At 68.1% G+C, this 22,961-nt stretch carries 24 protein-coding genes and 1 tRNA gene; 14 read left to right on the top strand and 11 right to left on the bottom strand.

Annotation, left to right across the window (positions count from 1 at the left end; all coding sequences use genetic code 11):
* The first annotated feature begins 27 nt into the window (after positions 1 to 27).
* The 9 genes from QLQ86_RS05085 (at position 28) to QLQ86_RS05125 (ending at position 9,098) form a co-directional block, all read left to right on the top strand.
* Positions 28 to 573, top strand: a complete 546-nt coding sequence (locus QLQ86_RS05085; RefSeq protein WP_282734654.1) for a TRAP transporter small permease — start codon at positions 28 to 30, stop codon at positions 571 to 573.
* The gene (locus tag QLQ86_RS05090; RefSeq protein ID WP_282734653.1) at positions 570 to 1,847 is read left to right on the top strand and encodes a TRAP transporter large permease; all 1,278 of its coding nucleotides are present in this window, start codon (positions 570 to 572) and stop codon (positions 1,845 to 1,847) included. Before QLQ86_RS05085 ends, QLQ86_RS05090 begins: the two co-directional genes overlap by 4 nt.
* 10 nt (positions 1,848 to 1,857) lie before the next feature.
* Entirely contained in the window at positions 1,858 to 2,892 is a 1,035-nt protein-coding gene (locus tag QLQ86_RS05095; protein WP_282816129.1) for a histone deacetylase family protein, read from the top strand.
* A gap of 42 nt (positions 2,893 to 2,934) precedes the next feature.
* Complete coding sequence (locus QLQ86_RS05100; RefSeq protein ID WP_282816130.1) at positions 2,935 to 3,291, top strand: RidA family protein; 357 nt, start codon at positions 2,935 to 2,937, stop codon at positions 3,289 to 3,291.
* A 1-nt stretch (position 3,292) separates the two neighbouring features.
* Positions 3,293 to 4,234: a bifunctional Delta(1)-pyrroline-2-carboxylate/Delta(1)-piperideine-2-carboxylate reductase gene (gene lhpI / locus QLQ86_RS05105; protein ID WP_282816131.1), complete on the top strand. Its 942-nt coding sequence runs from the start codon at positions 3,293 to 3,295 to the stop codon at positions 4,232 to 4,234.
* Entirely contained in the window at positions 4,231 to 5,343 is a 1,113-nt protein-coding gene (locus QLQ86_RS05110) for a class II histone deacetylase (protein WP_282816132.1), read from the top strand. The genes lhpI and QLQ86_RS05110 overlap by 4 nt, the downstream gene beginning before the upstream one ends.
* 47 nt (positions 5,344 to 5,390) lie before the next feature.
* Entirely contained in the window at positions 5,391 to 6,359 is a 969-nt protein-coding gene (locus tag QLQ86_RS05115; RefSeq protein ID WP_282816133.1) for a branched-chain amino acid transaminase, read from the top strand.
* Positions 6,360 to 6,441: 82 nt separating this feature from the next.
* Positions 6,442 to 7,461, top strand: coding sequence for an Lnb N-terminal periplasmic domain-containing protein (locus tag QLQ86_RS05120; protein WP_282816134.1), 1,020 nt, complete (start codon positions 6,442 to 6,444; stop codon positions 7,459 to 7,461).
* 287 nt (positions 7,462 to 7,748) lie between these two features.
* Positions 7,749 to 9,098 carry a Na+/H+ antiporter family protein gene (locus QLQ86_RS05125; RefSeq protein ID WP_282734646.1) on the top strand — a complete coding sequence of 450 codons (1,350 nt, stop codon included), beginning with the start codon at positions 7,749 to 7,751 and terminating at the stop codon, positions 9,096 to 9,098.
* A gap of 61 nt (positions 9,099 to 9,159) precedes the next feature.
* On the opposite strand, the gene QLQ86_RS05130 is transcribed toward QLQ86_RS05125, so the two are convergent.
* A complete protein-coding gene (locus tag QLQ86_RS05130) occupies positions 9,160 to 9,894 on the bottom strand; it encodes an RNA methyltransferase (protein ID WP_282816135.1) in 735 nt (244 codons plus the stop codon).
* A gap of 159 nt (positions 9,895 to 10,053) precedes the next feature.
* Here QLQ86_RS05130 and QLQ86_RS05135 point away from each other — a divergent pair, with 159 nt between their 5' ends.
* On the top strand, positions 10,054 to 12,255 hold the full coding sequence (locus tag QLQ86_RS05135; protein ID WP_282816136.1) for a flavin-containing monooxygenase: 2,202 nt from the start codon (positions 10,054 to 10,056) through the stop codon (positions 12,253 to 12,255).
* 74 nt (positions 12,256 to 12,329) lie between these two features.
* On the opposite strand, the gene groL is transcribed toward QLQ86_RS05135, so the two are convergent.
* From groL to QLQ86_RS05150, 3 genes are all read right to left on the bottom strand, one after another.
* The gene (gene groL, locus QLQ86_RS05140; RefSeq protein ID WP_282734643.1) at positions 12,330 to 13,976 is read right to left on the bottom strand and encodes a chaperonin GroEL; all 1,647 of its coding nucleotides are present in this window, start codon (positions 13,974 to 13,976) and stop codon (positions 12,330 to 12,332) included.
* A 64-nt stretch (positions 13,977 to 14,040) separates the two neighbouring features.
* Positions 14,041 to 14,334 carry a co-chaperone GroES gene (locus tag QLQ86_RS05145; RefSeq protein WP_010628243.1) on the bottom strand — a complete coding sequence of 98 codons (294 nt, stop codon included), beginning with the start codon at positions 14,332 to 14,334 and terminating at the stop codon, positions 14,041 to 14,043.
* Positions 14,335 to 14,544: 210 nt separating this feature from the next.
* Positions 14,545 to 15,084: an FxsA family protein gene (locus QLQ86_RS05150; RefSeq protein WP_282734642.1), complete on the bottom strand. Its 540-nt coding sequence runs from the start codon at positions 15,082 to 15,084 to the stop codon at positions 14,545 to 14,547.
* A gap of 219 nt (positions 15,085 to 15,303) precedes the next feature.
* Between QLQ86_RS05150 and QLQ86_RS05155 the strand changes: the two genes are divergently transcribed.
* Complete coding sequence (locus QLQ86_RS05155; RefSeq protein ID WP_282734641.1) at positions 15,304 to 16,065, top strand: SDR family oxidoreductase; 762 nt, start codon at positions 15,304 to 15,306, stop codon at positions 16,063 to 16,065.
* A gap of 74 nt (positions 16,066 to 16,139) precedes the next feature.
* Here the strand turns inward: QLQ86_RS05155 and QLQ86_RS05160 are convergent, their stop codons facing one another.
* Positions 16,140 to 16,430, bottom strand: coding sequence for a ComEA family DNA-binding protein (locus QLQ86_RS05160; protein WP_282734640.1), 291 nt, complete (start codon positions 16,428 to 16,430; stop codon positions 16,140 to 16,142).
* A gap of 215 nt (positions 16,431 to 16,645) precedes the next feature.
* Here QLQ86_RS05160 and pyrF point away from each other — a divergent pair, with 215 nt between their 5' ends.
* The gene (gene pyrF / locus QLQ86_RS05165; protein WP_282734639.1) at positions 16,646 to 17,347 is read left to right on the top strand and encodes an orotidine-5'-phosphate decarboxylase; all 702 of its coding nucleotides are present in this window, start codon (positions 16,646 to 16,648) and stop codon (positions 17,345 to 17,347) included.
* Between the two features lie 6 nt (positions 17,348 to 17,353).
* Here the strand turns inward: pyrF and lapB are convergent, their stop codons facing one another.
* Genes lapB through QLQ86_RS05180 form a run of 3 tightly spaced genes read right to left on the bottom strand, consistent with a single transcriptional unit; the run spans position 17,354 to position 19,193 of the window.
* Positions 17,354 to 18,538, bottom strand: a complete 1,185-nt coding sequence (lapB, locus tag QLQ86_RS05170; protein WP_282816137.1) for a lipopolysaccharide assembly protein LapB — start codon at positions 18,536 to 18,538, stop codon at positions 17,354 to 17,356.
* A gap of 1 nt (position 18,539) precedes the next feature.
* Positions 18,540 to 18,845: a LapA family protein gene (locus tag QLQ86_RS05175; RefSeq protein ID WP_282734637.1), complete on the bottom strand. Its 306-nt coding sequence runs from the start codon at positions 18,843 to 18,845 to the stop codon at positions 18,540 to 18,542.
* 51 nt (positions 18,846 to 18,896) lie between these two features.
* On the bottom strand, positions 18,897 to 19,193 hold the full coding sequence (locus tag QLQ86_RS05180; protein ID WP_040187190.1) for an integration host factor subunit beta: 297 nt from the start codon (positions 19,191 to 19,193) through the stop codon (positions 18,897 to 18,899).
* A 201-nt stretch (positions 19,194 to 19,394) separates the two neighbouring features.
* Between QLQ86_RS05180 and QLQ86_RS05185 the strand changes: the two genes are divergently transcribed.
* Both QLQ86_RS05185 and QLQ86_RS05190 read left to right on the top strand, forming a co-directional pair.
* Entirely contained in the window at positions 19,395 to 19,688 is a 294-nt protein-coding gene (locus QLQ86_RS05185; protein WP_282734636.1) for an FAD assembly factor SdhE, read from the top strand.
* Positions 19,648 to 20,046, top strand: a complete 399-nt coding sequence (locus QLQ86_RS05190; RefSeq protein ID WP_326521267.1) for a protein YgfX — start codon at positions 19,648 to 19,650, stop codon at positions 20,044 to 20,046. The genes QLQ86_RS05185 and QLQ86_RS05190 overlap by 41 nt, the downstream gene beginning before the upstream one ends.
* Before the next feature lie 30 nt (positions 20,047 to 20,076).
* Here the strand turns inward: QLQ86_RS05190 and nadB are convergent, their stop codons facing one another.
* From nadB to QLQ86_RS05205, 3 genes are all read right to left on the bottom strand, one after another.
* On the bottom strand, positions 20,077 to 21,657 hold the full coding sequence (nadB, locus tag QLQ86_RS05195) for an L-aspartate oxidase (RefSeq protein ID WP_282816139.1): 1,581 nt from the start codon (positions 21,655 to 21,657) through the stop codon (positions 20,077 to 20,079).
* The gene (locus tag QLQ86_RS05200) at positions 21,638 to 22,798 is read right to left on the bottom strand and encodes an FUSC family protein (protein ID WP_282816140.1); all 1,161 of its coding nucleotides are present in this window, start codon (positions 22,796 to 22,798) and stop codon (positions 21,638 to 21,640) included. Before QLQ86_RS05200 ends, nadB begins: the two co-directional genes overlap by 20 nt.
* 58 nt (positions 22,799 to 22,856) lie before the next feature.
* Positions 22,857 to 22,943: transfer RNA gene (locus QLQ86_RS05205), tRNA-Leu, on the bottom strand.
* Between the last annotated feature and the right edge of the window lie 18 nt (positions 22,944 to 22,961).

Raw genomic sequence — 22,961 nt, forward strand, 5'->3', positions numbered from 1 at the left:
GGTCGACGCTGCCTGGGAGGTTACTCGATGCACCTACTTCAGCCCCTTCGTCGCCTGAGTGACCTGGTCAATCAGGCGGCGATCGTGACGTGTGTGGCCTGCGTGCTGATCATGCTGGGCATCTCCTTCACGGCCTTCCTCTACAAGCTGGCCACCGGCAGCACCCTGAGCTGGACCTACTCGCTGGCGCGGCTCTTCCTGCCCTGGATCGGCTTCCTCTCCATGACCATCTCGCTGCGTTACGGCGAGCATGTGGCCATGACCCTGTTGGTGCGCAGCCTGCCCCGCGTGCTGCTCACCGTGGCAGCGGGACTCTGCCTTGGCGTCATCGCGCTGTTCGCCCTGATGCTGGTCTGGTACGGCTGGATCTTCTTCCAGGGAGCCTCCCAGGTCTACATGGTCTCCGACCAGATCCAGATCTCCGGCAAGTTCACCGCCATCGTGATTCCGATCAGCGGGGTCATCATCCTGCTGCACCTGGTTCAGGGCTTCGACCTGCTGGAACACTTCATCGATGACGAGACGATGATCGAGGAACTCATTGACGCCACTGATGGGGAGGAGCGCTCATGACGCCCGCGATCATCGCCTTCGTCGTGCTTCTGCTGATCGGGGCCCCGGTGGCCGTGGTGATGGCCATGTCGGGGCTGGCCGGCGGCTTCGCCATGGGCGGCGAGCGCATGCTCGGCATCATCGCCGACCGCATGTTCTCGGGCGTCTCGGGGTTCCTGCTGATCGCCGTGCCCTACTTCATCTTCACCGCCGAGCTGATGAACCAGGGCGGCCTGACCCAGAAGCTGATCGCCTTCAACAACGCCCTGTTCGGTCGGGTGCGCGGGGCGCTGTCCCACGTCAACGTCTCGGTGTCGGTGTTCTTCGCCGGGCTGACCGGGGCGGCGATCACCGACACGGTGGCGATCGGCAAGATCATGATCCCGGAGATGAAGCGGCAGGGCTATGACGCCGAGTACGCCGCGGCGATTACCGCCTGCTCGTCGATCATCGGGCCGATCATCCCGCCCAGCGTGGTGATGGTGGTCTATGCGACCCTGCTGCGTGACATCTCGGTGATCGACCTCTTCGCCGGGGGGATCATTCCCGGCCTGCTGATGGCCCTGGCGCTGCTCGCGGTGAGCTTCTTCCTGGCCTGGAAACGGGGCTATCCCAAGCAGCCCCCCACGCCGCTCAAGGCGGCGGCCATGGCCTTCCTGGTGGCACTGCCGGCGATGATCGTGCCGCTGATCATCCTCGGCGGCATCCTCTCGGGGCTGACCACCATCACCGAGGCCTCGGGGTTCGCCGCCGTCTATGCCATCGCCATCGGGGTCGTCTTCTACCGCAACCTCACCTGGCGCAAGATCTGGCACGCGCTGGTGGTGACGGTGCGCTTCTCGGGGGTGGTGTTCTTCCTGCTGGCGACCTCGGCGGTGCTCGGCTGGTTCGTCACCCGCTCCGGTATCGCCCGGGACGCGGCGGGCCTGATCACCACCTTCAGCGACTCGACCTTCCTGCAGCTGCTGCTGGTCTGCGCCTTGCTGATCCTGGTCGGCACGGTCATGGACGTGCTGCCGGCGCTGGTGGTGGTGGCCCCGGTGCTGGTGCCGGCGATGATCCAGCTCGGCGTCGACCCGCTGCACTTCGCCATCCTGATGATCGTGGTGCTCAATATCTCCAACGTGACGCCGCCGGTGGGGATGACGCTAATGACGGCGGCGAGGATCGCCAACGTGCCCTTCGAACGGGCGATCATTGCCTCGCTGCCGTTCTATGTGGCCTTTATCGTGGTGATCCTGCTGCTGGTCACCTTCCCGTCGCTCTCCACCTGGATCCCCTCGCTGCTGGGCTAAGGAACCCCTCATGAAGCTCTTCTACCATCCCGACCAGGAACGCCATGCGCCGCCGACCTTCCTGCTACGGGGCCGGCCGGTGGATTCCCCGGAAGGGCCGGTGCGAGCCGAGCTGTTGACCCGGGGGCTGGCCTCCATGGGCCTCTCCATGACCCCGCCCACCGAGGTCGACAGTTCGTGCCTGAGAGACCGCCTGGCCAGGATCCATGCCCCGCGCTATCTCGAGTTCCTCGAGACCATCCATGCCCGCTGGCGGGCGCTGCCGGGTGCCGCGGAGATCGTGGCGCCCAACGTCCACCCCTGCGGTGGCGGGCACCACTATCCCCGGCATCCGGTGGGGCTGGTGGGCTGGCACATGCATGACATGGCCTGTCCGATGACCGCCGACAGCTTCGCCGGCATCCTGGCCAGCGCCGCCAGCGCCGAAGCCGCCGCCGATGCCGTGCTGACCGGTGAGCCCTCGGCCTATGCCCTGTGCCGGCCGCCGGGTCACCATGCCGGTCCCGAGCGCGCCGGGGGCTTCTGCTTCCTCAACAACTCGGCCTTGGCCGCCACGGTGCTGCGCGAGCGCCATGCGCGGGTGGCGATCCTTGACGTGGACCTCCACCACGGCAACGGCACCCAGGATATCTTCTATGATCGCGGCGATGTCTGGACCGGTTCCCTGCATGCCGACCCCGCCGACTTCTATCCCTTCTTCTGGGGCGGAGCCGACGAGCACGGCGAGGGGGACGGGCAGGGCGCCAACGTCAACCTGCCGCTGCCCCTGGGCAGCGACGGCGCGACCTTCCTGGCGACCCTGGACCGCCTGATCGAGCGCCTGGCCGCCTTTCGCCCCCAGGCGCTGGTGGTGGCCCTGGGGCTCGACGCCCACAAGGATGACCCGCTCGCCGGCCTGGCCCTGGAAACCGAGGACTTCACCGAGATCGGGCGGCGACTGGCCGCCATCGACCTGCCCACCGTGCTGGTACAGGAGGGGGGCTACCCCACCGCGCACCTGGGCGATAACCTGGCCGCCTTCCTGGGCGGCTATACCGCAGCTTGATTGCCACCCCGACACCCCGACACCCCGACGAGAGACCACGCCATGACCGTCACCTATCACGACAGCAATGCCCGCATGAGCCAGATCACCGTGCACAACGGCACCGTCTACCTGGCCGGCCAGGTGCCGACCGACCCCTCCGCCGACATGCGTGGCCAGACCGAGCAGGTGCTGGCCCGCATCGATGACCTGCTGGCCAAGGCCGGCACCTCCAAGGAGCACCTGGTCGCCGCCCAGATCTGGGTCACCAGCATGGCCGAGTTCGACCAGATGAATGCCGCCTGGGATGGCTGGGTGGTGCCGGGACGCCCGCCGGTGCGAGCCGCCGTCGAGGCCAAGCTCGCCAAGCCCGAGTGGAAGGTGGAGATCATGGTCACCGCGGCGCTGCCGGAGGCCTGAGATGCGTATCATCACCGCCGAGGAGGTGTCGGCCTCGCTGGCCTGGCCGGCGCTGGTCGAGCGACTGGCCACCACCTTTCGCGAGGGGGTGGAGTCGCCGCCGCGTCACCACCACGCCATGCATCGCCCCGATGGCGAGGCCACCATGCTGCTGATGCCGGCCTGGGAGCGGGCCGGCTATATCGGCGTGAAGATGGTCAACGTCTTCCCCCAGAACGCCGACCACGGGCTCCCGGCCATCGCTGGCGTCTACCTGCTCAGCGAGGGCGCCCACGGGCGCCCCCTGGCCTGCATCGACGGCAGCGAGCTGACCCGGCGGCGCACCGCGGCGGCCTCGGCCCTGGCGGCCCGGGAGCTGGCCCGGGACGATGCCGCGACCCTGCTGGTGGTGGGCACCGGCAAGCTGGCCCCCATGGTGATCGAGGCGCATGCCGCGGTCCGGCCCATCACCCGGGTCAGGGTCTGGGGGCGCAACGCCGACAAGGCCGAGCGGCTGGCCGCCGACTATGCCGACCGCTTCGACAGCGCCGCGGTCACCGACCTCGAGGCGGCGACCCGCGAGGCGGATATCGTCAGCTGCGTGACGCTCTCCAGCGAGCCGCTGATCCACGGCGACTGGCTCACGCCCGGCACCCACCTCGACCTGATCGGGGCCTTCCGGCCGACCATGCGCGAGACCGATGCCGAGTGCCTGGCCCGCAGCGAGGTGTTCGTCGACACCTATGCCGGGGCCCGGGGCGAGGCGGGCGATATCCTGCAGGCCATCGACGAGGGGGGCTTCGCCTTCGACGCCATCCGCGGCGAGCTCGCCGAGCTGCTGCGCGGCGAGCGCCCTGGGCGCTCCTCGACCGATGCCATCACGCTGTTCAAGTCGGTGGGCGCCTCGCTGGAGGACCTGGCCGCGGCCATCGAGGTCTGGGAGCGGCAGGAGGGCCGTGAATGACGGCTGCCACAGGCTTCTTCTGGCACGAGCGCTGCTTCTGGCACGACCCGGGGGCCATCGGGGTCTTCTCGGCCCCCGGCGAGTTCCTGCAGCCGCAGCCGGCCTCGGAGAGCCCGGAGAGCAAGCGGCGGCTCAAGAACCTGCTGGAGGTCTCCGGGCTGATCGATGCGCTGGCGGTGCGCAAGCCGCCGCCGGCTCGCCGCGAGGATCTCGAACGCTTCCACACGTCCCGCTACCTCGAGGCGCTGGAGGCCGGCGACCGGGGACGCGGTGGCGACGGGGGCGACTGCGCCCCCTTCACGCCGGGTAGCCTGGCCGCCGCGCGCCAGTCGGCGGGCCTGGCGATCGCCGCGGTGGAGGCCGTGGCCACCGGGGAGCTGGAGCGTGCCTATGCGCTCTGTCGTCCCCCCGGCCACCACGCCGAGGCCGACCTCGGCCGGGGCTTCTGCCTGCTGGGCAACATCCCGGTGGCCGTGATGCGGGCGCGTGCCCTTGGCCAGGCGGGACGCGTGGCGATCCTCGACTGGGATGTGCACCACGGCAACGGCCAGCAGGCGGCGTTCTACTCCGACCCCGAGGTGTTGACGGTCTCGATCCACCAGGCGGGCAACTTCCCGCTGGACACCGGCACCTTCGAGGAGCAGGGGGAGGGGGACGGCGAGGGCGCTTGCCTCAATCTGCCGCTGCCGCCCGGCTGCGGCCTCGGGGCCTATGAGCACGCCATGACCGAGCTGGTCCTGCCGGCGATCGAGGCCTTCGCGCCAGAGCTGATCGTGGTGGCCTGCGGCTATGACGCCTGTGCCAAGGATCCGCTGGGCAAGATGTTGCTCAATAGCGCGGCCTTCGCGCGCATGACCCGCCAGCTCCGCGAGCTGGCAGAACGACGCTGTCAGGGGCGGCTGGTGATGATTCACGAGGGCGGTTATTCGGAAGGCTATGTCCCGCTGTGCGGCCACGCGGTCGTCCAGGCCCTGGCCGACAGCGACATCACCGTGCCCGACCCCCAGAATGATGAGATCGCCGCCTGGGCCTACCAGGCCCTGCAGCCCCACCAGCGCGAGCTGATCGACGCCTGGCGTGCGGCCTGGGCCGCGGCCGGCCGGCTCTGACCACGGTTTTCCGATGACCGATTCTTTCACGACAGGAGCGCATGCCCATGACACCGCTCTTTGACCGCGACGGCTGGATCTGGCATGACGGCGAGTGGCTGCCGTGGCGCGACGCCCGCACCCATATGCTGACCCATACCCTGCACTACGGCATGGGTTGCTTCGAGGGCGTGCGTGCCTACGATGGCCCGCGTGGCGCGCACCTGTTCCGGGTGGCGGAGCACACCCGCCGGCTGCTGGATAGCGCCCACGCCCTCGATATACCGTTATCTTTCGATGATGAGGCATTGATCCAGGCCCAGCGCCAGTGCCTGGAGCGCAACGGCCTGACCAATGCCTACCTCAAGCCGACGGTCTACCTCGGTGCCGAGGGCATGGGGTTGAGGGCGAAGGGGCTCTCCGTGCATGTGATGATCGCCGCCTGGGACCTGGGCGACTACATCTCGCCAGAGGCGGCGTCGATCGGCCTGCGCGCGCTGACCTCTTCCTGGGCGCGCCACCATGTCAACATCAGCCTGTGCCGGGCCAAGACCAACGGCCACTACGTCAACTCGATGCTGGCGCTCAACACCGCCGTCAAGGCGGGCTTCGATGAGACGATCATGCTCGACCCGGAGGGTTATGTCGCCGAGGCCTCGGCGGCCAATGTCTTTCTGCTGCGCGACGGCGTGCTGCATACTCCCGAGGTGACCTCCTGCCTGCAGGGGATCACCCGCGACAGCGTGATCCGCCTGGCCAGGGAGGTGCTGGGCATCGAGGTGCGCGAGCGGCGCATCACCCGCGACGAGCTCTATATCGCCGACGAGGCCTTCGTCACTGGCACCGCCGCGGAGATCCTGCCGCTGCGCGAACTGGATGGCCGACACATCGGTGCCCGGGCCGGGGCCCCGTCGCCGGGCCGGCCCATCGCCGAGGCGTCGCTGACCGCCCGGCTGCAGCGGCTCTATCACCGGGTCACCCGTGGCGAGCTTGGCGATGACCTGCAGGGCTTCACCGGCTGGCTGACCGGCGTCTGAGCCGCCGGCCGCCCGGGTTGACATCCGGCCCTGCCGGTCGTGGTAGCCTCGCGCTATCCCGCTCGCAAGGACGACGATGATTATGGCCCTGCTGGATGGCATCCTGTGGCTGGCGCTGCTGCTCGCCACCCTCTGGGGGGCGCTGGCCTTGGGCCATCGCCTGGCGCTACCACGGCCCGGGCGCTGGCTGGTGGTGGGGCTCTGGCTGCTCGCGGGAGGCCTCTGGCTGTGGCTGGCCTGGCAGGGGGCGCGGCTGGGGCCGCTTGCCGCCATGGCGGTGCAGATGACCGCGCTGCTGGCCTGGTGGCGGCGCCTGACGCCGGCAACGGACCTGGCGTGGGCCGAGGATGTCGCCCACCTGGCGACGGGTGACGTCGAGGGGCACCGGCTGACCCTGCACCGGGTGCGTCACTTCGACTGGCTGACCCCGAACGATGCCCGTGGGGGCTGGGAGCGGCGCGTCTATGACCTGCGCCGCCTGCGTGCGGTCGACCTGTTCGTCTCGAGCTGGGGCCGGCCGGGTATCGCTCATGTGCTGGTCTCCTTCGGCTTTTCCGGGAAGGGACCGGTTGACGACGACTTCGTGGCCTTCTCGGTGGAGGTGCGGCGCGAGCGCCACGAGCGCTTCTCGGAGCTCGGCGGCTTCTTCAAGCAGTACGAGCTGGCGATCATCGCCGCCGATGAACGCGACGCGGTGCGCCTGCGAAGCAACGTGCGCGGCGAGCGGGTCACCCTCTACCATGTCACCCTCTCACCCGAGGCCCGTCGCGACCTGCTGCTGGCCCTGGTGGCGGCGGCCAATGACCTGGAGGGCGAGCCGCGCTTCTACCACACCATCACCGCCAACTGCACCACCCTGGTGTTCGCCATGATGCGGCGGATCATCGAGGGACTGCCGCTGGACCATCGCCTGCTGCTCAGCGGCCTGCTGCCGGGCTACATCCATGACCATGGCGGCCTGGTGCGCGGCTACTCCCTGCACGAGCTGCGCCGGCTGGGGGATATCACCGAGCGCGCCCGGCAGGCCCATGATGCCCCCGACTTCTCCCGTCGGATACGCGTGGGCGTCCCCGGCTGGGAGTCCCTGGGCCGTTGCCCATGAAAAACGCCACGACGCGGGCGTCGTGGCGGCATGTCTCTCCTCCCTGGGCATCATCCCGATGCCGTTCTCCCTGGGAGGGCTCCCGCCCCCCTCGCGTCCCTGGCGACATTTCCGGCAGTGTCCCTTGCCTGTCCCCGATGTTATCGCCGCTCCCCGTGACAGCGGCGTGATGGCTGGGTGACGGTTGCATGACATCCGGGTCGAGGCGCGCCGGCAGGTCAGGCCGCCTTCTGGTAGAATCCTGCGCCGTTTCGTCTCAATCCAACTCCTTTTTCGGGAAAGCTGTCATGAATGCAGTAATCATTGCGGTGCTGGTGATGGTGGGGCTGTCGCTGGCACGGGTCTCGGTGGTCTTTGCGCTGGTGGTCGGTGCGCTGGTCGGGGGGCTGGTCGGTGGGCTCTCCATCGAGGCGACCCTGGCGGCCTTCAACGACGGCGTGGGCGGGGGCGCCAAGGTGGCACTGGCCTATGCGACCCTCGGGGCCTTTGCGGTCGCCATCTCGCGCTCCGGGCTGCCGGACCTGCTGGCGCATCGGCTGATCCGGCTGCTCGGCCAGGAGGCCTCGGCGAGCCGACAGGCCACCGTGAAGTATCTGCTGCTCGGCGCAGTGCTGCTGGTCTCGATCTCTTCCCAGAACCTGATTCCGGTACACATCGCCTTCATCCCGATCCTCATCCCGCCACTGCTCAAGGTGATGAACCAGCTAAGACTCGACCGCCGGGCCGTGGCCTGTGCCCTGACCTTCGGCCTGACCGCGCCCTATATGCTGCTGCCGGTGGGGTTCGGGGCGATCTTCCTCAATGACATCCTGCTGGCCAACATCAACCAGGCCGGTGAAGCGCTGGGCCTCGAGATCAGCCGCGGCATGGTGCCCCTGGCGATGGGCGTGCCGGTGGCCGGCATGGCGCTGGGTCTCCTGGTGGCAGTGTTCATCAGCTATCGCAAGCCACGCGACTACGAGGAGCTGGACGTGGCGACCAGCAACGTGCCGCACCACCATCCCGAGGTGCATGAGCCGCATGCCCTGGGGCTGGTGATGTCGTTGGTGGCCATCGTCGCCGCGCTGGGCATCCAGCTCTATACCGGCTCGATGATCCTTGGCGGCCTGGTGGGCTTCGCATTGCTCTCGGTGGGTGGCATCTTCAAGTGGCGGGAGGCCGACGACCTCTTCACCAGCGGCATGCGCATGATGGCACTGATCGGCTTCATCATGATCTCTGCCTCGGGCTTCGCCGCGGTGATGACCGCCACCGGGCAGATCGAGACCCTGGTGGCCTCCAGCGTCGAGGTGATCGGCGACAACCGTGGCCTGGCCGCGCTGCTGATGCTGCTGGTGGGGCTGTTCATCACCCTGGGCATCGGCTCGTCGTTCTCCACCATCCCCATCATCGCGGCGATCTTCGTGCCCCTGGCGGTGCAGTTCGGCTTCTCGCCGCTGGCCACCGTGGCGCTGGTGGGCACCGCCGCGGCACTGGGCGATGCCGGCTCGCCGGCCTCGGACTCCACCTTGGGGCCGACCTCGGGGCTCAACGTCGACCGCCAGCACGACCATATCTGGGACAGCGTGGTGCCGACCTTCCTGCACTACAACATCCCGCTGATCGCCTTCGGCTGGCTGGCGGCGATGACCCTCTGATCGCTCTCCCTGCGTGATCGACGATGGCGGCGCCTGGGGCCGCCGTCGTCGTTTCCGCCCGTCACGCGTCGGGGAGGTGGCTCTCCAGGGAGGCGAGTAGGCCTCGGAGCAGCGAGAGCTCGCGGCGAGAGGGCTGGGCCCGGGCGAACAGGGCCTCGAGCTGGTCCTCGGTGCGGGCATGGGGCTGATTGATGAAGCCGCTGCGTTGCATCACCCGCGAGAGGTGGGCCTGGAAATGGCCGAGCTGCTCGCGCGTCGGCTGGCGCTCCTGTGCCGGCCGCGGTGAGCGGTAGCCGCTGTCGGGGCGGCGCCGCCAGGCGGTGAAGAGCTCGTGGGCCAGGACCTGCACCGCCTGGGAGAGGTTGAGGATGCCGTAGTCGGGATTGGCGGGGATGCTTACCTGATGACTGCAGCAGCGGATCTCGTCGTTGGTCAGGCCGAAGCGCTCGCGGCCGAACACCAGCGCCACCGGATCATGGCTGGCCTCGTCCACCAGTCCCCGGGCCATCGCGTCCGGCTCGTCGAAGTGGGGCAGTGGCAGGCTGCGCAGCCGCGCGCTGGCCCCGACCGCCTGGACGCAGTCGCTTACCGCCTCGGCCAGTGAGCCGACCACCCGGGCGTTGTCGACCAGGTCCTCGGCGCCCGCGGCCAGCCGCGAGGCCTCGAGGTCGGGAAACTGCCGGGGATTGACCAGCACCAGGTCGGTCAGGCCCATGGTCTTCATGGCTCGGGCCGAGGCGCCGATGTTGCCGGGGTGGTAGGTCTGGACGAGGACGATACGGATATTGGAAAGCATGGGCGTGACGGAAAGTGGACGAGTGACGTTCGGCGCCTCGCGCCTGGAAGTGAACAGTCTACCCGTAAATCCACTCAGTCTCTTCGGTCCTTCGTGCTTGCTCGCTGTGCCGGGACCGACCAAGATGATATTGACTGATCGGCCTGCCTCCATAATCGGATGAATGACTTCGTTTCGATCCTTCCCCTCGCGGCGCCGCTCGATCGTGACGGTCTGCGGCGGCTGGCGATCCATGCCTGTCTGGAACTCCACCGCGTACGCTGGCGGCGGGGTTACCTGGCGTCTGACGGGCAGCGCATGCTTTGCTGGTATCAGGCCCGGGACGCGGAGTCCATTCGCCTGGTGCTGCGCCAGCAGGGTTCGGCGGATGCCGCAGTGTGGCCGGTGGTGCTGATGGAGGGCGTGGCAGGAGAAGCGATCGAAGGAACGAGCGACCGTGTCCTCGTGGAGATGCCTCTCGATGGGGACGACTCGAGTGACATCGCGCCCACGACAAGTGCGCTTCTTGACGCCCTGGCAAAGGCCGGGGTGGTGGTTAGCCGAACCTTCTTGTCCCGACATTACGGCCGGCTGTTCTGCCTGGTGGAGGGACGTGACACGCATGCCCCTACCCAATGCCTGGGAACCCTCGGTCTTGTTCCGACAAGCGTCTGGCGGTGCACCGAGCTCGATCCCGCACCGCCCAGGCTCTTCGCATCACAGTCCGCCCCGAGACCGTCTCAACTCGGCAGGATGAAGCAGAATGTCCGTGGTCCCGCTCCGCCCCAGGGAACTGCTGCCCTGGATGCCGTCATCATCGGAGCAGGCCTCTCGGGCATCTGTGCGTTGGAACGTCTCAGCCGGATGGGGCTGCGTACCCGCGTCTATGAGAGCGGCACCGAGGTGGGGGGCGTCTGGCATTGGAACCGCTATCCCGGCGCGAGGGTCGATTCGGAGATCCATACTTACGGTTTCTCGTTTTCGGATGCCTTGCTCCGGGATTGGGAGTGGCAGGAGCTCTTCCCGGCCCAGCCCGAAATGTCCCGCTACCTTCGCCACGTGGTCGAGCGATTCGGCCTGCGTCGGCACATACGGCTCGGCACACCTGTGCTTGCCGCAACGTTTGACGAGGGGGACGCGCTCTGGCAGGTCGAGACCGGCACCGGGCAGCGCGTGGCCGCGCGCTACCTGATCGCCGCGGCAGGCACCTTGTCGGTTCCGCAGCTGCCCGACTACCCAGGGATGAGCGACTTTTCGGGAGAGAGCTTTCATACCGCGAGATGGCCGGCCGGCGTGGCCTTGGAGGGCAAGCGCGTGGGAATCATCGGCACCGGCGCCTCGGGAGTGCAGGTGATCCAGACCATCGCGCCGGCGGTCGCACACCTCACGGTATTTCAGCGCACCCCCACCTATTGTATCCCCCAGCGCAACCGGCCGCTGACGGATGCCGACCGCCGCGAGATCCGCCGGGACTGGGCTCAGATCCTGGCCACCTGCCGCGAGTCCTATGGCGGGTTCATTCACACCTTCGATCCCCGGTCCGGGCTGGCCGTTTCCGCTGCAGAACGGGAAGCCAAGTTCGAACACCTCTGGCAGAAGGCAGGCTTCGCGTTCTGGTTCGGCAACTTTGCCGATCTGATGATGAGCTTCGAAGTGAACGAGCACGCCTGTGAATTCCTGCGTCGGAAGATCAAGGCGCGTGTTCACGACCCCGAGTCGGCGCGACGGCTTCTGCCCAGTCACCCTTTCGGCACGAAGCGCGTGCCGTTGGAGAACGGCTACTACGAAGTGTTCAACCGCGGCAACGTTACGCTGACGGATCTGCGGGAGACGCCCATCGAGAGGGTCACCTCGGGAGGCATTCGAACCTCGCGTGAAGAGCATCCGCTTGACGTGATCGTCTACGCCACCGGCTTCGATGCCGGTACCGGTTCGTTGAGTCGGCTTGATATCCGCGGCACCGACGGCCTATCGCTGGCCGAGAAATGGAAGGAGGGGCCGAAGACGTTCCTCGGGCTGCTCGTCAGCGGCTTTCCCAACCTGTTCATCGTCAACGGCCCGCATAATGCCGCGGCACTCTGCAACGCGGGGCGCTGCATCGAACAGAACGTCGACTGGATGGCACGCTGCATCGAGCAGATGCGTCGCCAGGGGGCAACGCGCATCGTGCCGACACCGGCTGCGGAGGACGAGTGGACCGGACACGTCCACGACGTTGCCGACGCTTCCGTACTGGCGGCGATGAAGGACTCCTGGTTCTTCGGCGCCAATACGCCGGGCAAACCGCGCGTTGCCACCATCTATGCGGCCGGAGCAGGCGAGTACCGCAAGCACTGTGAGGCGGTGGCCAACGCCGGATTCGCTGGCCTGGAACTGTCCTGAATCAGCAAAGCAAAAACCCCGCCGGTTTCCCGGCGGGGTTCGTCTCAGGCAAGGCCTGGGGCAGGGGGCGCTGATTACATCATGCCGCCCATGCCACCCATGCCACCCATGCCACCCATGTCGGCGCCACCGGCTTCCTTCTCTTCCGGGTCGTCGGCGATCATGCACTCGGTGGTGATCATGAGGCCGGCGACGGAGCCAGCGGACTGCAGGGCAGAACGGGTCACCTTGGCCGGGTCCAGCACGCCCATCTCGAACATGTCACCGAACTCGCCGGTCTGGGCGTTGTAGCCGTAGTTGCCTTCGCCTTCCTTCACCTGGTTGAGGATGACGGAGGCTTCCTGGCCGGCGTTGGTGACGATCTGGCGCAGCGGGGTCTCCATGGCGCGCAGCGCCAGGGCGATGCCGTGGTTCTGGTCCTCGTTGTCACCCTTGAGGCCGGCGAGCTTGGTCAGCACGCGCACCAGGGCGGTACCGCCACCGGGCACCACGCCTTCCTCGACGGCGGCGCGGGTGGAGTGCAGGGCGTCCTCGACGCGGGCCTTCTTCTCCTTCATCTCGATCTCGGTGGCGGCACCGACACGGATGACGGCCACGCCGCCGGCGAGCTTGGCGACGCGCTCCTGCAGCTTCTCGCGGTCGTAGTCGGAGGAGGTCTCCTCGATCTGCGCGCGGATCTGGCCGACACGTGCCTCGATGTCACCGTCCTTGCCGGCGCCATCGATGATGGTGGTGTTCTCCTTGGACATGGTCACGCGCTTGGCGGTGCCCAGGTGGTCCAGGGTCGCCTGTTCGAGGGTCAGGCCAACCTCCTCGGAGATCACGGTACCGCCGGTGAGGATGGCGATGTCCTGCAGCATGGCCTTGCGACGGTCACCGAAGCCCGGTGCTTTGGCGGCGGCGACCTTGACGATGCCGCGCATGGTGTTGACCACCAGGGTGGCCAGCGCCTCGCCCTCGATGTCCTCGGACACGATCACCAGCGGCTTGCCGGCCTTGGCCACGGCTTCCAGCGTCGGCAGCAGCTCGCGGATGTTGGAGATCTTCTTGTCGACCAGCAGGATGTAGGGGTCTTCCAGCTCGACCGCCATGGTGTCCTGGTTGGTGACGAAGTAGGGCGACAGGTAACCACGGTCGAACTGCATGCCTTCGACGACATCCAGCTCGTCCTCGAAGCCGCGGCCCTCGTCGACGGTGATCACGCCTTCCTTGCCGACCTTCTCCATGGCGTCGGCAATGATCTCGCCGATGCGCTTGTCACCGTTGGCAGAGATGGTGCCGACCTGGGCGATGGCCTTGGAGTCGGTGCAGGGCACGGACAGCTCCTGGACCTCCTTGACGGCGGCGGACACGGCCTGGTCGATGCCGCGCTTGAGATCCATCGGGTTCATGCCCGCGGTCACGGCCTTCATGCCCTCGGTGACGATGGTCTGGGCCAGCACCGTAGCGGTGGTGGTGCCGTCACCGGCAACGTCGGAGGTCTTGGAAGCGACTTCCTTGACCATCTGGGCGCCCATGTTCTCGAACTTGTCCTTGAGTTCGATCTCCTTGGCCACGGAGACACCGTCCTTGGTCACGGTCGGTGCACCGAAGGACTTCTCCAGTACCACGTTGCGGCCCTTCGGCCCCAGGGTGGCCTTGACGGCGTTGGCCAGGACATCGACGCCGCGCGCCATGCGCTTGCGGGCATCATCGGAGAACTTGACTTGTTTTGCTGCCATTTTCGTATGCTTCCTGTGAGTTCGTGAACGTCAGTATCTAGCAGTTGCGGGTCGTGTCCGGGGGTTAGCCTTCGACGACGGCCAGGATGTCGGACTCGCTCATGATCAGCACTTCCTCGCCGTCGATCTTCTGCTTCTCGACGCCGAAGCCATCCTTGAAGATGACGGTGTCACCGACCTTGACGTCGAGCGGGCGGACGTCGCCGTTGTCGAGAATCCGGCCGTTACCGACGGCCAGGACTTCGCCACGCGTCGGCTTTTCCTGGGCGTTTCCCGGGAGCACGATGCCGCCAGCGGTCTTCTGTTCTTCTTCAACGCGACGGATCACGACGCGATCGTGCAAGGGACGGATGTTCATTGCTCACGTTCTCCTGATGGTTTGCTGTGCTCGGGCATTACCCGAGCGGTTTTCATCATCTACCCGCAGTCATGCTGCGGGGTGGAGGCGGGGTTCGCCTTCCTTGTCGATGGCCCGGGGGTTAACCCGTGCCGAATCCTGATGCTGTCGGATAAGTGGGGCTCGGCATTGGGCTTTCAAGGCCCCGCATGAAAATTTTTTGTGCCCCGCTCAGCGCGAATCGTCACGCGAGATGAACTCGCCTTCGAGGGGCTCGTCCTGTGGGTCGCCGTGCGGCTGCTTGCCTTGCTCGTGAGTGCCCCGCTCAGCGGAGGATTCCCGGCGCGGGCCGGCCTGCTGCCAGTCGGCATCGGTCCCCTGGCGCGGGCGATAGGTCTCGGCATGCAGGTGCAGGCCCTTCATGCGCACGCCCACCCAGCCGAGCAGCCTGGCCAGCAGGCGCCGCGCATTCGGGATCAGGCACATGAAGCCCAGCGCGTCGGAGAGGAAGCCGGGGGCCATCAGCAGGGCACCACCGAAGATCAGGGCCGCCCCGGTCAGCAGCTCGCCCGAGGGGATCTCCCCCTGGGCCATGCGTTCCTGGGCACGGGCGAAGGTGGCCACGCCTTCTCGGCGGATCAGGTGCAGGCCGATGAACCCGGTGGCCAGGACCAGCAGCAGGGTGCTCAGCAGCCCGATCTGGCTGCCGACCGAGAAGAGGATGACGAAGTCGAGCAGGGCGAAGAGGGTGAAGATGACGAGAAAGGGCATGATGACTCCGCGTAAGACAGATGCGCAGGTGATGGGGGCAGGGCAGGGAAATTCAAGCCATCGCCGTGGCGTGCTGGAGTGATGGAATGTCCTTCCATGATTCGCTATGGTGATGGTGCAGCGCACCATAATAAGGTTATAGCGTGCACTGGCCCCGCGCCGGCGGCTGCCCGGCAACCGCGCCGACTGCGCGATTTCCCATCCCCTGGAGAAGCGCCCATGAAACTCGACAGTACCGTTATCGCCATCACCGGCGGTGCCCGCGGCCTTGGCCTGGCCATGGCACGCCGGCTCGGTGGTCAGGGGGCGAGGCTCGCCCTGATGGACATGGACGGCGATAGCCTCGACGATGCCGTCTCCGCCCTGCATGCCGACGGGATCGAGGCCCGCGGCTTCGTGGTCAACGTGGCTGACGAGGCGTCGGTGACGCAGGCGTTCCGCGACATCGCGTCATCGCTGGGCCCGGTCCACGGCCTGGTCAACAATGCGGGCATCGTGCGCGACGGCCTGCTCGTCAAGGCCAGGGATGGCAAGGTGGAGAAGACCCTGCCGCTGGAGCAGTGGCAGCAGGTGATCGACGTCAACCTGACCGGCGTCTTTCTGTGCGGGCGCGAGGCGTCGGTACAGATGATCGAGGCGGGCCACCGTGGCGTCATCGTCAACATCTCGAGCATCTCGCGGGCCGGCAACATGGGCCAGAGCAACTATGCCGCGGCCAAGGCCGGTGTGGTGGCGCTGACCACGACCTGGGCAACGGAGCTGGCACGCTACGGCATTCGCGTGGGGGCAGTGGCGCCGGGGTTCATCGAGACGGACATGACGGCCGCGATGCGTCAGGACATGCTCGACAAGCTGACGGCGGGCGTGCCGCTTGGACGGCTCGGCCAACCCGAGGACATCGCCGAGAGCGTGGCCTTCATCATGACCAACGACTACTTCACCGGACGCGTGGTCGAGTGCGACGGCGGGTTGCGCCTCTAGGCGGCCGCCGAGGGTCGAGGGGGTGACGCCGGCCGAGCGGCCGGCGTCGTCGTGGTTGGCAGGCGCAGCCCCGCTCAGAAGGTCACCTGATCGGCGAGTCCCTCCACGGTGGCCTCGCCGATGCCGTTGACTCGCGTCAGCGCCTCGGCACTCTCGTAGGGGCCGTTCGCCTCCCGGTCCTCGACGATCGCGGCCGCGCGAGTCTCCCCGATGCCGGGCAACTCGGTCAGCAGCTCGGCATCGGCACTGTTGACGTTGATCGGCTCCATCTCCTGGGCCAGCGCCTGGCCGGCGACAAAGGGGGCGAGGCCGAGCAGCATGACCAGCAGCAGGCCGGGCAGGCGTCGCGTGATGGCGGTAATCATGATCACTCTCCTTGTTCCTGGGTGGTTGCGGCCGACACCGCGCGGCGCCGGCCTGCCCCTTTCAAGCTAGTGGGCTCCCGGCCGCACCCGTGTCATCGAATGCGGTCGAGTCATGTCAGCGATTACGGAAGGCGTGTCGGCGACCTGGCGGACATGCGCCGTAGGCCATGGCTGATATACTTGGCCGGTCCACCCAACCCGCCAGGAGCCAGCCCGTGCCCACCGCCTCCCCCCTGATCATCGCCCTCGACTATGCCTCCCTGGACGCCGCCCTGTGCATGGCCGATCGCCTCGATCCCTCACGCTGCCGGCTCAAGGTGGGCAAGGAGCTCTTCACGCGCAGCGGGCCCGAAGTGCTCGATGCCCTTCACGGCCGCGGCTTTGAGGTGTTCCTGGACCTCAAGTTCCACGACATTCCCAATACCGTGGCCGGGGCGATCCAGGCCGCCGCCGAGCAGGGTGTGTGGATGGTCAATGTCCACGCCAGCGGTGGCCGCCGGATGATGGAGGCGGCCCGTGAGCGCCTCGACCGCCAGCGGTTGACGACCCGGCTGATCGCGGTGACGGTGCTGACCAGCATGGAAGCCGCCGACCTGGCGGAAGTGGGCATCGAGACCTCACCTGCCGACCAGGTCGAGCGGCTGGCCGTGCTGGCCCGTGACAGTGGCATGGACGGGGTGGTCTGCTCGGCGCAGGAGGCGTCGCGCCTGCGTGAGCTGTGCGGCAGCGACTTCCTCAAGGTGACCCCTGGCATCCGTCCGAGCTTCGCCGTGGCCGGCGATCAGCGTCGCGTCATGACCCCTGCCGATGCCATGGCCGCCGGCAGCACCCACCTGGTGGTGGGGCGGCCGGTGACCCAGGCAGAGGAGCCGATGGCCGCCCTGGCCACCATCGAGGGCGAGCTGGCCGGCGACTGACCCTGGCTACTCGCCCTCGATGCCGGTGATGGGCTTGGTGGTGCCCCAGCTGCGACAGCGGGGGCACTGCCAGTGCAGCCGTTCGCCGGAGAAGCCGCAGCGTCGGCAGCGGTGGCGGGGCAGGGCCTGCACCAGGGCGTGGGTGTGGTGCTGCAGCAGCGCGAGGCGCTCGTGCTCCTCGCCACTGGCGTTGTGCCGGTAGAGGGTCAGCAGGTAGTGCACCGCCCCCAGGCTGGGCTCCCGGTCGAGCTGCGCGGTGACCAGCGCCAGGGCGTCCCGGTCGTTGCCGTGGTGGTGGCGCAGCGTCTCGGCCAGCCGGGTGATCACGCTGGTGCAGGGCGCCTGCTCGAGGAGCTCCTGCAGGCAGCGGATCAGGCCCTCCTCGTCATCCAGCAGCCGATAGGCGCGGGCCAGGGGCTCGAGGATGGTGGGGGTGAAGGCCGGGTCCTGGTCGGGAATTCGCCTGAGCAGTCGGATGGCCGGCTTGTACTGGCCGGTATCGTGCTCCATGGCGGCCAGCAGCAGGTTGGCGCGCACGCAGTGCGGGTCGGTGGCCAGGGCCTGGCGCAGGTGGCGCCGCGCCAGCACGGGGCTGGCCGAATGACGCTCCTGTTCGGCCAGTTCGCAGAGCCAGTGCGCCGCCGCGCGGCGGATGTCGTCGTGCTGTCGGACCAGCCTGGGCAGGGCGACATCCAGCGCGGCCTGCCACTCGCCCTCCCGTTCCAGCAGGTCGACCAGCAGCCGCCTGGCCGCATTGCGCAGTTCGTCATCCTGGCAGTCGCGCACCAGGCCCTGAAGAAGGCGCTCGGCGCGGTCGAGCAGGCCCAGGGCGAGGAAATCGCGGGAGAGCTCGAGCTGTACCCGGTCGCTCTGCTCGGCGGTCAGCGTCGGGCGGGCGAGCAGGTTCTGGTGGATCTTCAGGGCGCGGTCGGCCTCGCCCCGGGTCCGGAAGAGGTTGCCCAGCGCCAGGTGCGTCTCGATGGTGTCGCTGTTGACCTCCAGCGCACCGATGAAGGTCTCGATGGCCCTGTCCTGCTGGTCATTGAGCAGGTAGTTGAGGCCCACGAAGTAGTCCCGCGCCAGCGCCGGCGGCTGTGATGTCCTGCCGGTGCCCTGGCGCTCCCGGCGGCCCAGCCACCAGCCGATGGCGACGGCCACCACCAGCAGGGCCAGCAGGAAGACATCGGGCATTCTAGGGGAGTTCCTTCATCTCCTGGACGCGCAGGCGGTCGAGCTCCTTGCGCTGCTGCTGGTTGTGCCGCTGGGCGCGGGTCAGCAGGGTGCGCAGGCGCAGGTAGACGCCACTCATGGCGAGCATGCCCAGCAGCACGCCCACGGCCAGCGAGACCAGCAGCCAGACGGAGAGCGAGGCTGCAGGCAGCTCGATCCAGATCAGGTTGAGGGGCAGGGCCTGCTGGTTGTTGACGGCAAAGAGGATGCCGATCAGCAGCACCGCCAGCAGGATAATGGCCAGGATCAGGCCTTTTAGCCAACGCATGTGCTTGTTCCCATGTCGGTTGAAGGAGAGACGGCGGTCGCTGGGCGCCGCTCAGTAGCCGAGCGCGCGGCTGGCATCCACCTGTTCGCGCAGCTCCTTGCCGGGTTTGAAGTGTGGCACGAACTTGCCGTCGAGTGCGACAGGTTCCCCCGTCTTGGGGTTGCGACCCACCCGGGGCTCGCGATAGTGCAGCGAGAAGCTGCCGAAGCCGCGGATCTCCACGCGTCCCCCCTCGGCCAGGGTGTCGGTGATGTCGTCGAGGATCAGGCGCACCGCCGCCTCGACCTCCTTGACCGACAGCTCCGGCTGTCGCATGGCGATCTGTTCGATCAGTTCGGACTTGGTCATCGGCTCTACTCCGTGCGGTCCTGCCTGGGTCGACGCGATCCCGGCGTTGTTGTTTTTCCAAAGCATACTGTGCAAGTCTCGAGAAAACAACGCACTACGACCTTTTCTCGAGCCGGCGGGGAGTGAGGGGGCGGCAGGCTGCCGGCGGGGCGGGGCTCGGGTATACTGACGCCACACTCATCCGACCCAACGAGGCCGACCTTGAACGACGATTCGTCTCCGGAAGCGACCCTCCGCAAGCGCCTCTACTGGCATTCGCGTCGCGGCATGTGGGAGCTGGACCTGCTGCTGATTCCCTTTCTCGAGCAGTGCTATGGCGACCTGGCCGAGGCCGACCAGGCGGCCTTCCGGTCACTGATCGAGGAGGAGGACCAGGACCTGTTCGCCTGGCTGATGCGCCGCGAGTGGCCCGAGGATCCGGCGCGGCGGCGCATCGTCAAGATGATCGTCGAGCATGCCGAGACCACCGACAACGATCGCTATCGCAACCTCTAGGCTATCGCTGGCCGCCCATGGGCTCTCGGCCGCGGCGGTTGCCGGTCTGGTGGCAGCGGTGGCACCGCCCTGGGCCGGCGTGCTCGCGGCGATGGTGCTGGGCGGGGTGCTGGTGACGCTGGCCCGGCAGCGCCCGCGTGGCGAACTGCGTGGCACGCCGAAGGCGGCGGGTGGCGTGGAGTGGTCCTGGCGCGACAGTGCCGACCAGGCCTGGCGCGCGGTGAGCCTGCGCTGCGACTACCTGGGTCCCTGGCTGATCGGGCTGAGGGTCGAGGGGCGGCGCCTGTGGCTGTGGCCCGACAGCAGCGATCCCGAGTCGCTGCGTCGCCTGCGCCGGGAACTGCTGCCGCTGCCCTGAGCGCCCAGGCCAGCGCTCAGGGCCACGGGGTCACATCGCCTCCAGGGCCTGCAGCCGAATCCGCGAGGGGTGCGGGGTCGCGTCGCCGTGGACCGGGCAGTCGGGGTTGAAGTGCAGGCCGCGGGACTCGCGCCTTGCCCTGGCGCAGGCCACGGTGAGGCGCGCCAGGCGCAGCGCATGCCAGAGGTTCACCAGGGGCACCGTGGGTATGGCGTCCGTCATGCGGGGGGCGAGACGCCGATGCAGCTGCGCCAGGCCGTGGGCGGCCTCGGCAAGCCCTTGGTCGGTGCGCACGATGGCCACGCGGGCACTCATCAGCTGGCGCATTGCCTCGCGGATCTCCTCGATGTCGTCCCGGGAGACGCGATGCTCGCCCCTGTGGGCCGGGGCCAGCTCGGCAGCCGGCTCCGCCTCGGCGGAGCGTAGCCGTCGTGCGCAGCTGCGGGCATAGACCAGGCACTCCAGCAGGGAATTGCTGGCCATGCGGTTGGCCCCGTGCAGGCCGGTGCAGGCCACCTCGCCGATGGCGTGCAGTCGCGGGACGGTGGTGCCGCCCTCGAGGTCGGTGGTGATCCCGCCGCAGCTGTAGTGGGCGGCCGGGACGACCGGGATTGGCTGGTGCACGATGTCCAGCCCGCGACTGGCGCAGTGGGCATGGATGGTCGGGAAGTGATGGCGGATGGCGGCCTCGCCGAGGTGGCGGATGTCCAGGAAGACATGATCGGTGCCGGTGTGCTGCATCTGGGCATCGATGGCCCGGGCAACGATGTCGCGGGGCGCCAGTTCGGCCCGCGGGTCCACTGCCGGCATGAAGCGCTCGCCCGCGGCGTTGATCAGCAGCCCGCCCTCGCCGCGTACCGCCTCGCTGACCAGGAAGGCGGGGCCCTCGGGGTCATAGAGGCAGGTGGGGTGGAACTGTTGGAACTCCAGGTTCATCAGCTCGGCGCCGAGTTCGGCGGCCATCATCATGCCCTCGCCACTGGCCGGCTGGGGGCTGGTGGTATGGCGATAGAGGCCGCTGGCCCCGCCGGTGGCGAGCACAGTGTCCTCGGCCGGCAGCTCCTGCAGCCGGCCATCGGCATCCAGGCAGCGTGCCCCGCGGCAGCGGCCCTCGCCGTCGCCGATCAGGCCGATGGCGGTAAGCTCGCCACACAGGCGGATGTTCGGGTGGGCCTCCACATGCTGCCTGAGGGTCTCGACCACGGCACGGCCGGTGGCGTCGTCGGCATGGATGATGCGCCGCGCGCCATGGCCGCCCTCGCGAGTGAGGTGGTAGGGATAGCCGGCATCGGGACTCGCGTCCGGCGTGAAGGGGACGCCCAGTGACAGCAGCCACTCGATGGCCGAGGGCCCCCGCTCCACGGTGAAGCGCACCGCCCGCTCGTCGCACAGGCCATCCCCCGCCACCAGGGTGTCGGCCACATGGGCCTCGATGTCGTCCTGGGGGGAGAGCACGGCGGCGATCCCGCCCTGGGCCCAGCGGCTGGCACCCTGGTCGTCGCTGGCCGGTCGCAGCAGCGTCACCCGGCGATGGTCGGCCACCTCAAGTGCCAGAACCAGCCCGGCGACCCCGCCGCCGATGACCAGCACTTCATGCTTGCCGTCTGTCATCTGCCTTTCCTTCTTGCGTTGTGGCTCGCGTGATGGCCGAGGGGGCTTCGTTGAGGCCGTGGTGGGGGGCCCGGCGACGCAGCCGCCGGCTGGGAAGGCGTTCGAGGCCGCCCAGGCGCCGGGTGAGGTCGGCGGTGAGGCGGGCCAGTTCCCGATTGAGCCACAGGTAACCACTGGGGCTGAAGAGCATGCGGCCATCGGTGGACCGGGCATTGCCGGCCAGTTCGGCGTGGCGCTGCAGCTCGAAGGGGGTGATGGTCACGTCGACCGGCTGTCCGGTGCGCACCTGGAAGGCCAGGGTGCCGATGCCGCGCGCCAGGGTATGCTGTTCCTCGCGGAGTCCGCTCATGGCGTCGATGTGTTCGTGCCCGTCGCGACTGGTCCAGTGAGTCTCGAGCAGCAGCTCGATGGTGGAGAGCATGCGCCGCTGCAGCGATATCAGGTCGTCCAGCTCGTCGCGGCTCAGCCGACGCTCGCGATGGATGGCATCCACCAGGCCTCGCTGCTTGACCAGCAGGCTGCTGGTGGCCTTGAGCATCTCGCGGGCATCGATGTCGGGGGCCGCCGTGGCCGAGGTGTGAGCATGGTAGAGGCGGGCCATGCGGTCCAGGTTGTCGGCCAGCATGAAGCGCATCATGTCGGTGGCCTTCTGCGGCAGCACCAGCACCGTGACGGCGATGCCCACCAGGGTGCCGAGCAGCACGTCGAAGGCGCGCCACAGGGCGATACCGAGTTCCTGGGTGCCGTCGCCGATCACCAGCAGCAGGCTGATGGCGAACATCAGGCCGCTGTAGCCGTGCCGGTTGCTGAAGGTCAGCCAGGTGGCGACGGCGATGCCGGCGAGGGCGGCGACGGGAACGAGGGGCGGCCAGGGCAGCGGCAGCAGGATCAGCAGCAGGCCCCAGCCGGCACCGAGCAGGGTGCCCAGCAGACGCTGGCGCCCCTTGTCGAGCACGCCGCCGATATGCGGCAGGTTGCCCATCACCATGATGGTGCTGACCAGCGCCCAGCCGCTGTGCTGGATGGCGAAGAACTCGATGATGCCGAAGGTGAAGCACAGGGCCAGCACGATGCGCAGCACATGCAGCTTGCGCCGATGCTGGTAATTGAAGTAAGGGTCGCGCAGGCGCGGCAGGATCATGTCACGGCGTCCCGTTGGAGGGTCGCGCCCGACGCTTGCTGGAAGGGTGCAGGAAAGCTGGTGCCCGGAGCCGGGCTCGAACCGGCACGGTGTTACCACCGAGGGATTTTAAGTCCCTTGCGTCTACCAATTTCGCCATCCGGGCGGCACGGTTCCGAGCGGG

Source organism: Halomonas rhizosphaerae (assembly GCF_030012485.1).
GTDB lineage: Bacteria > Pseudomonadota > Gammaproteobacteria > Pseudomonadales > Halomonadaceae > Halomonas > Halomonas rhizosphaerae.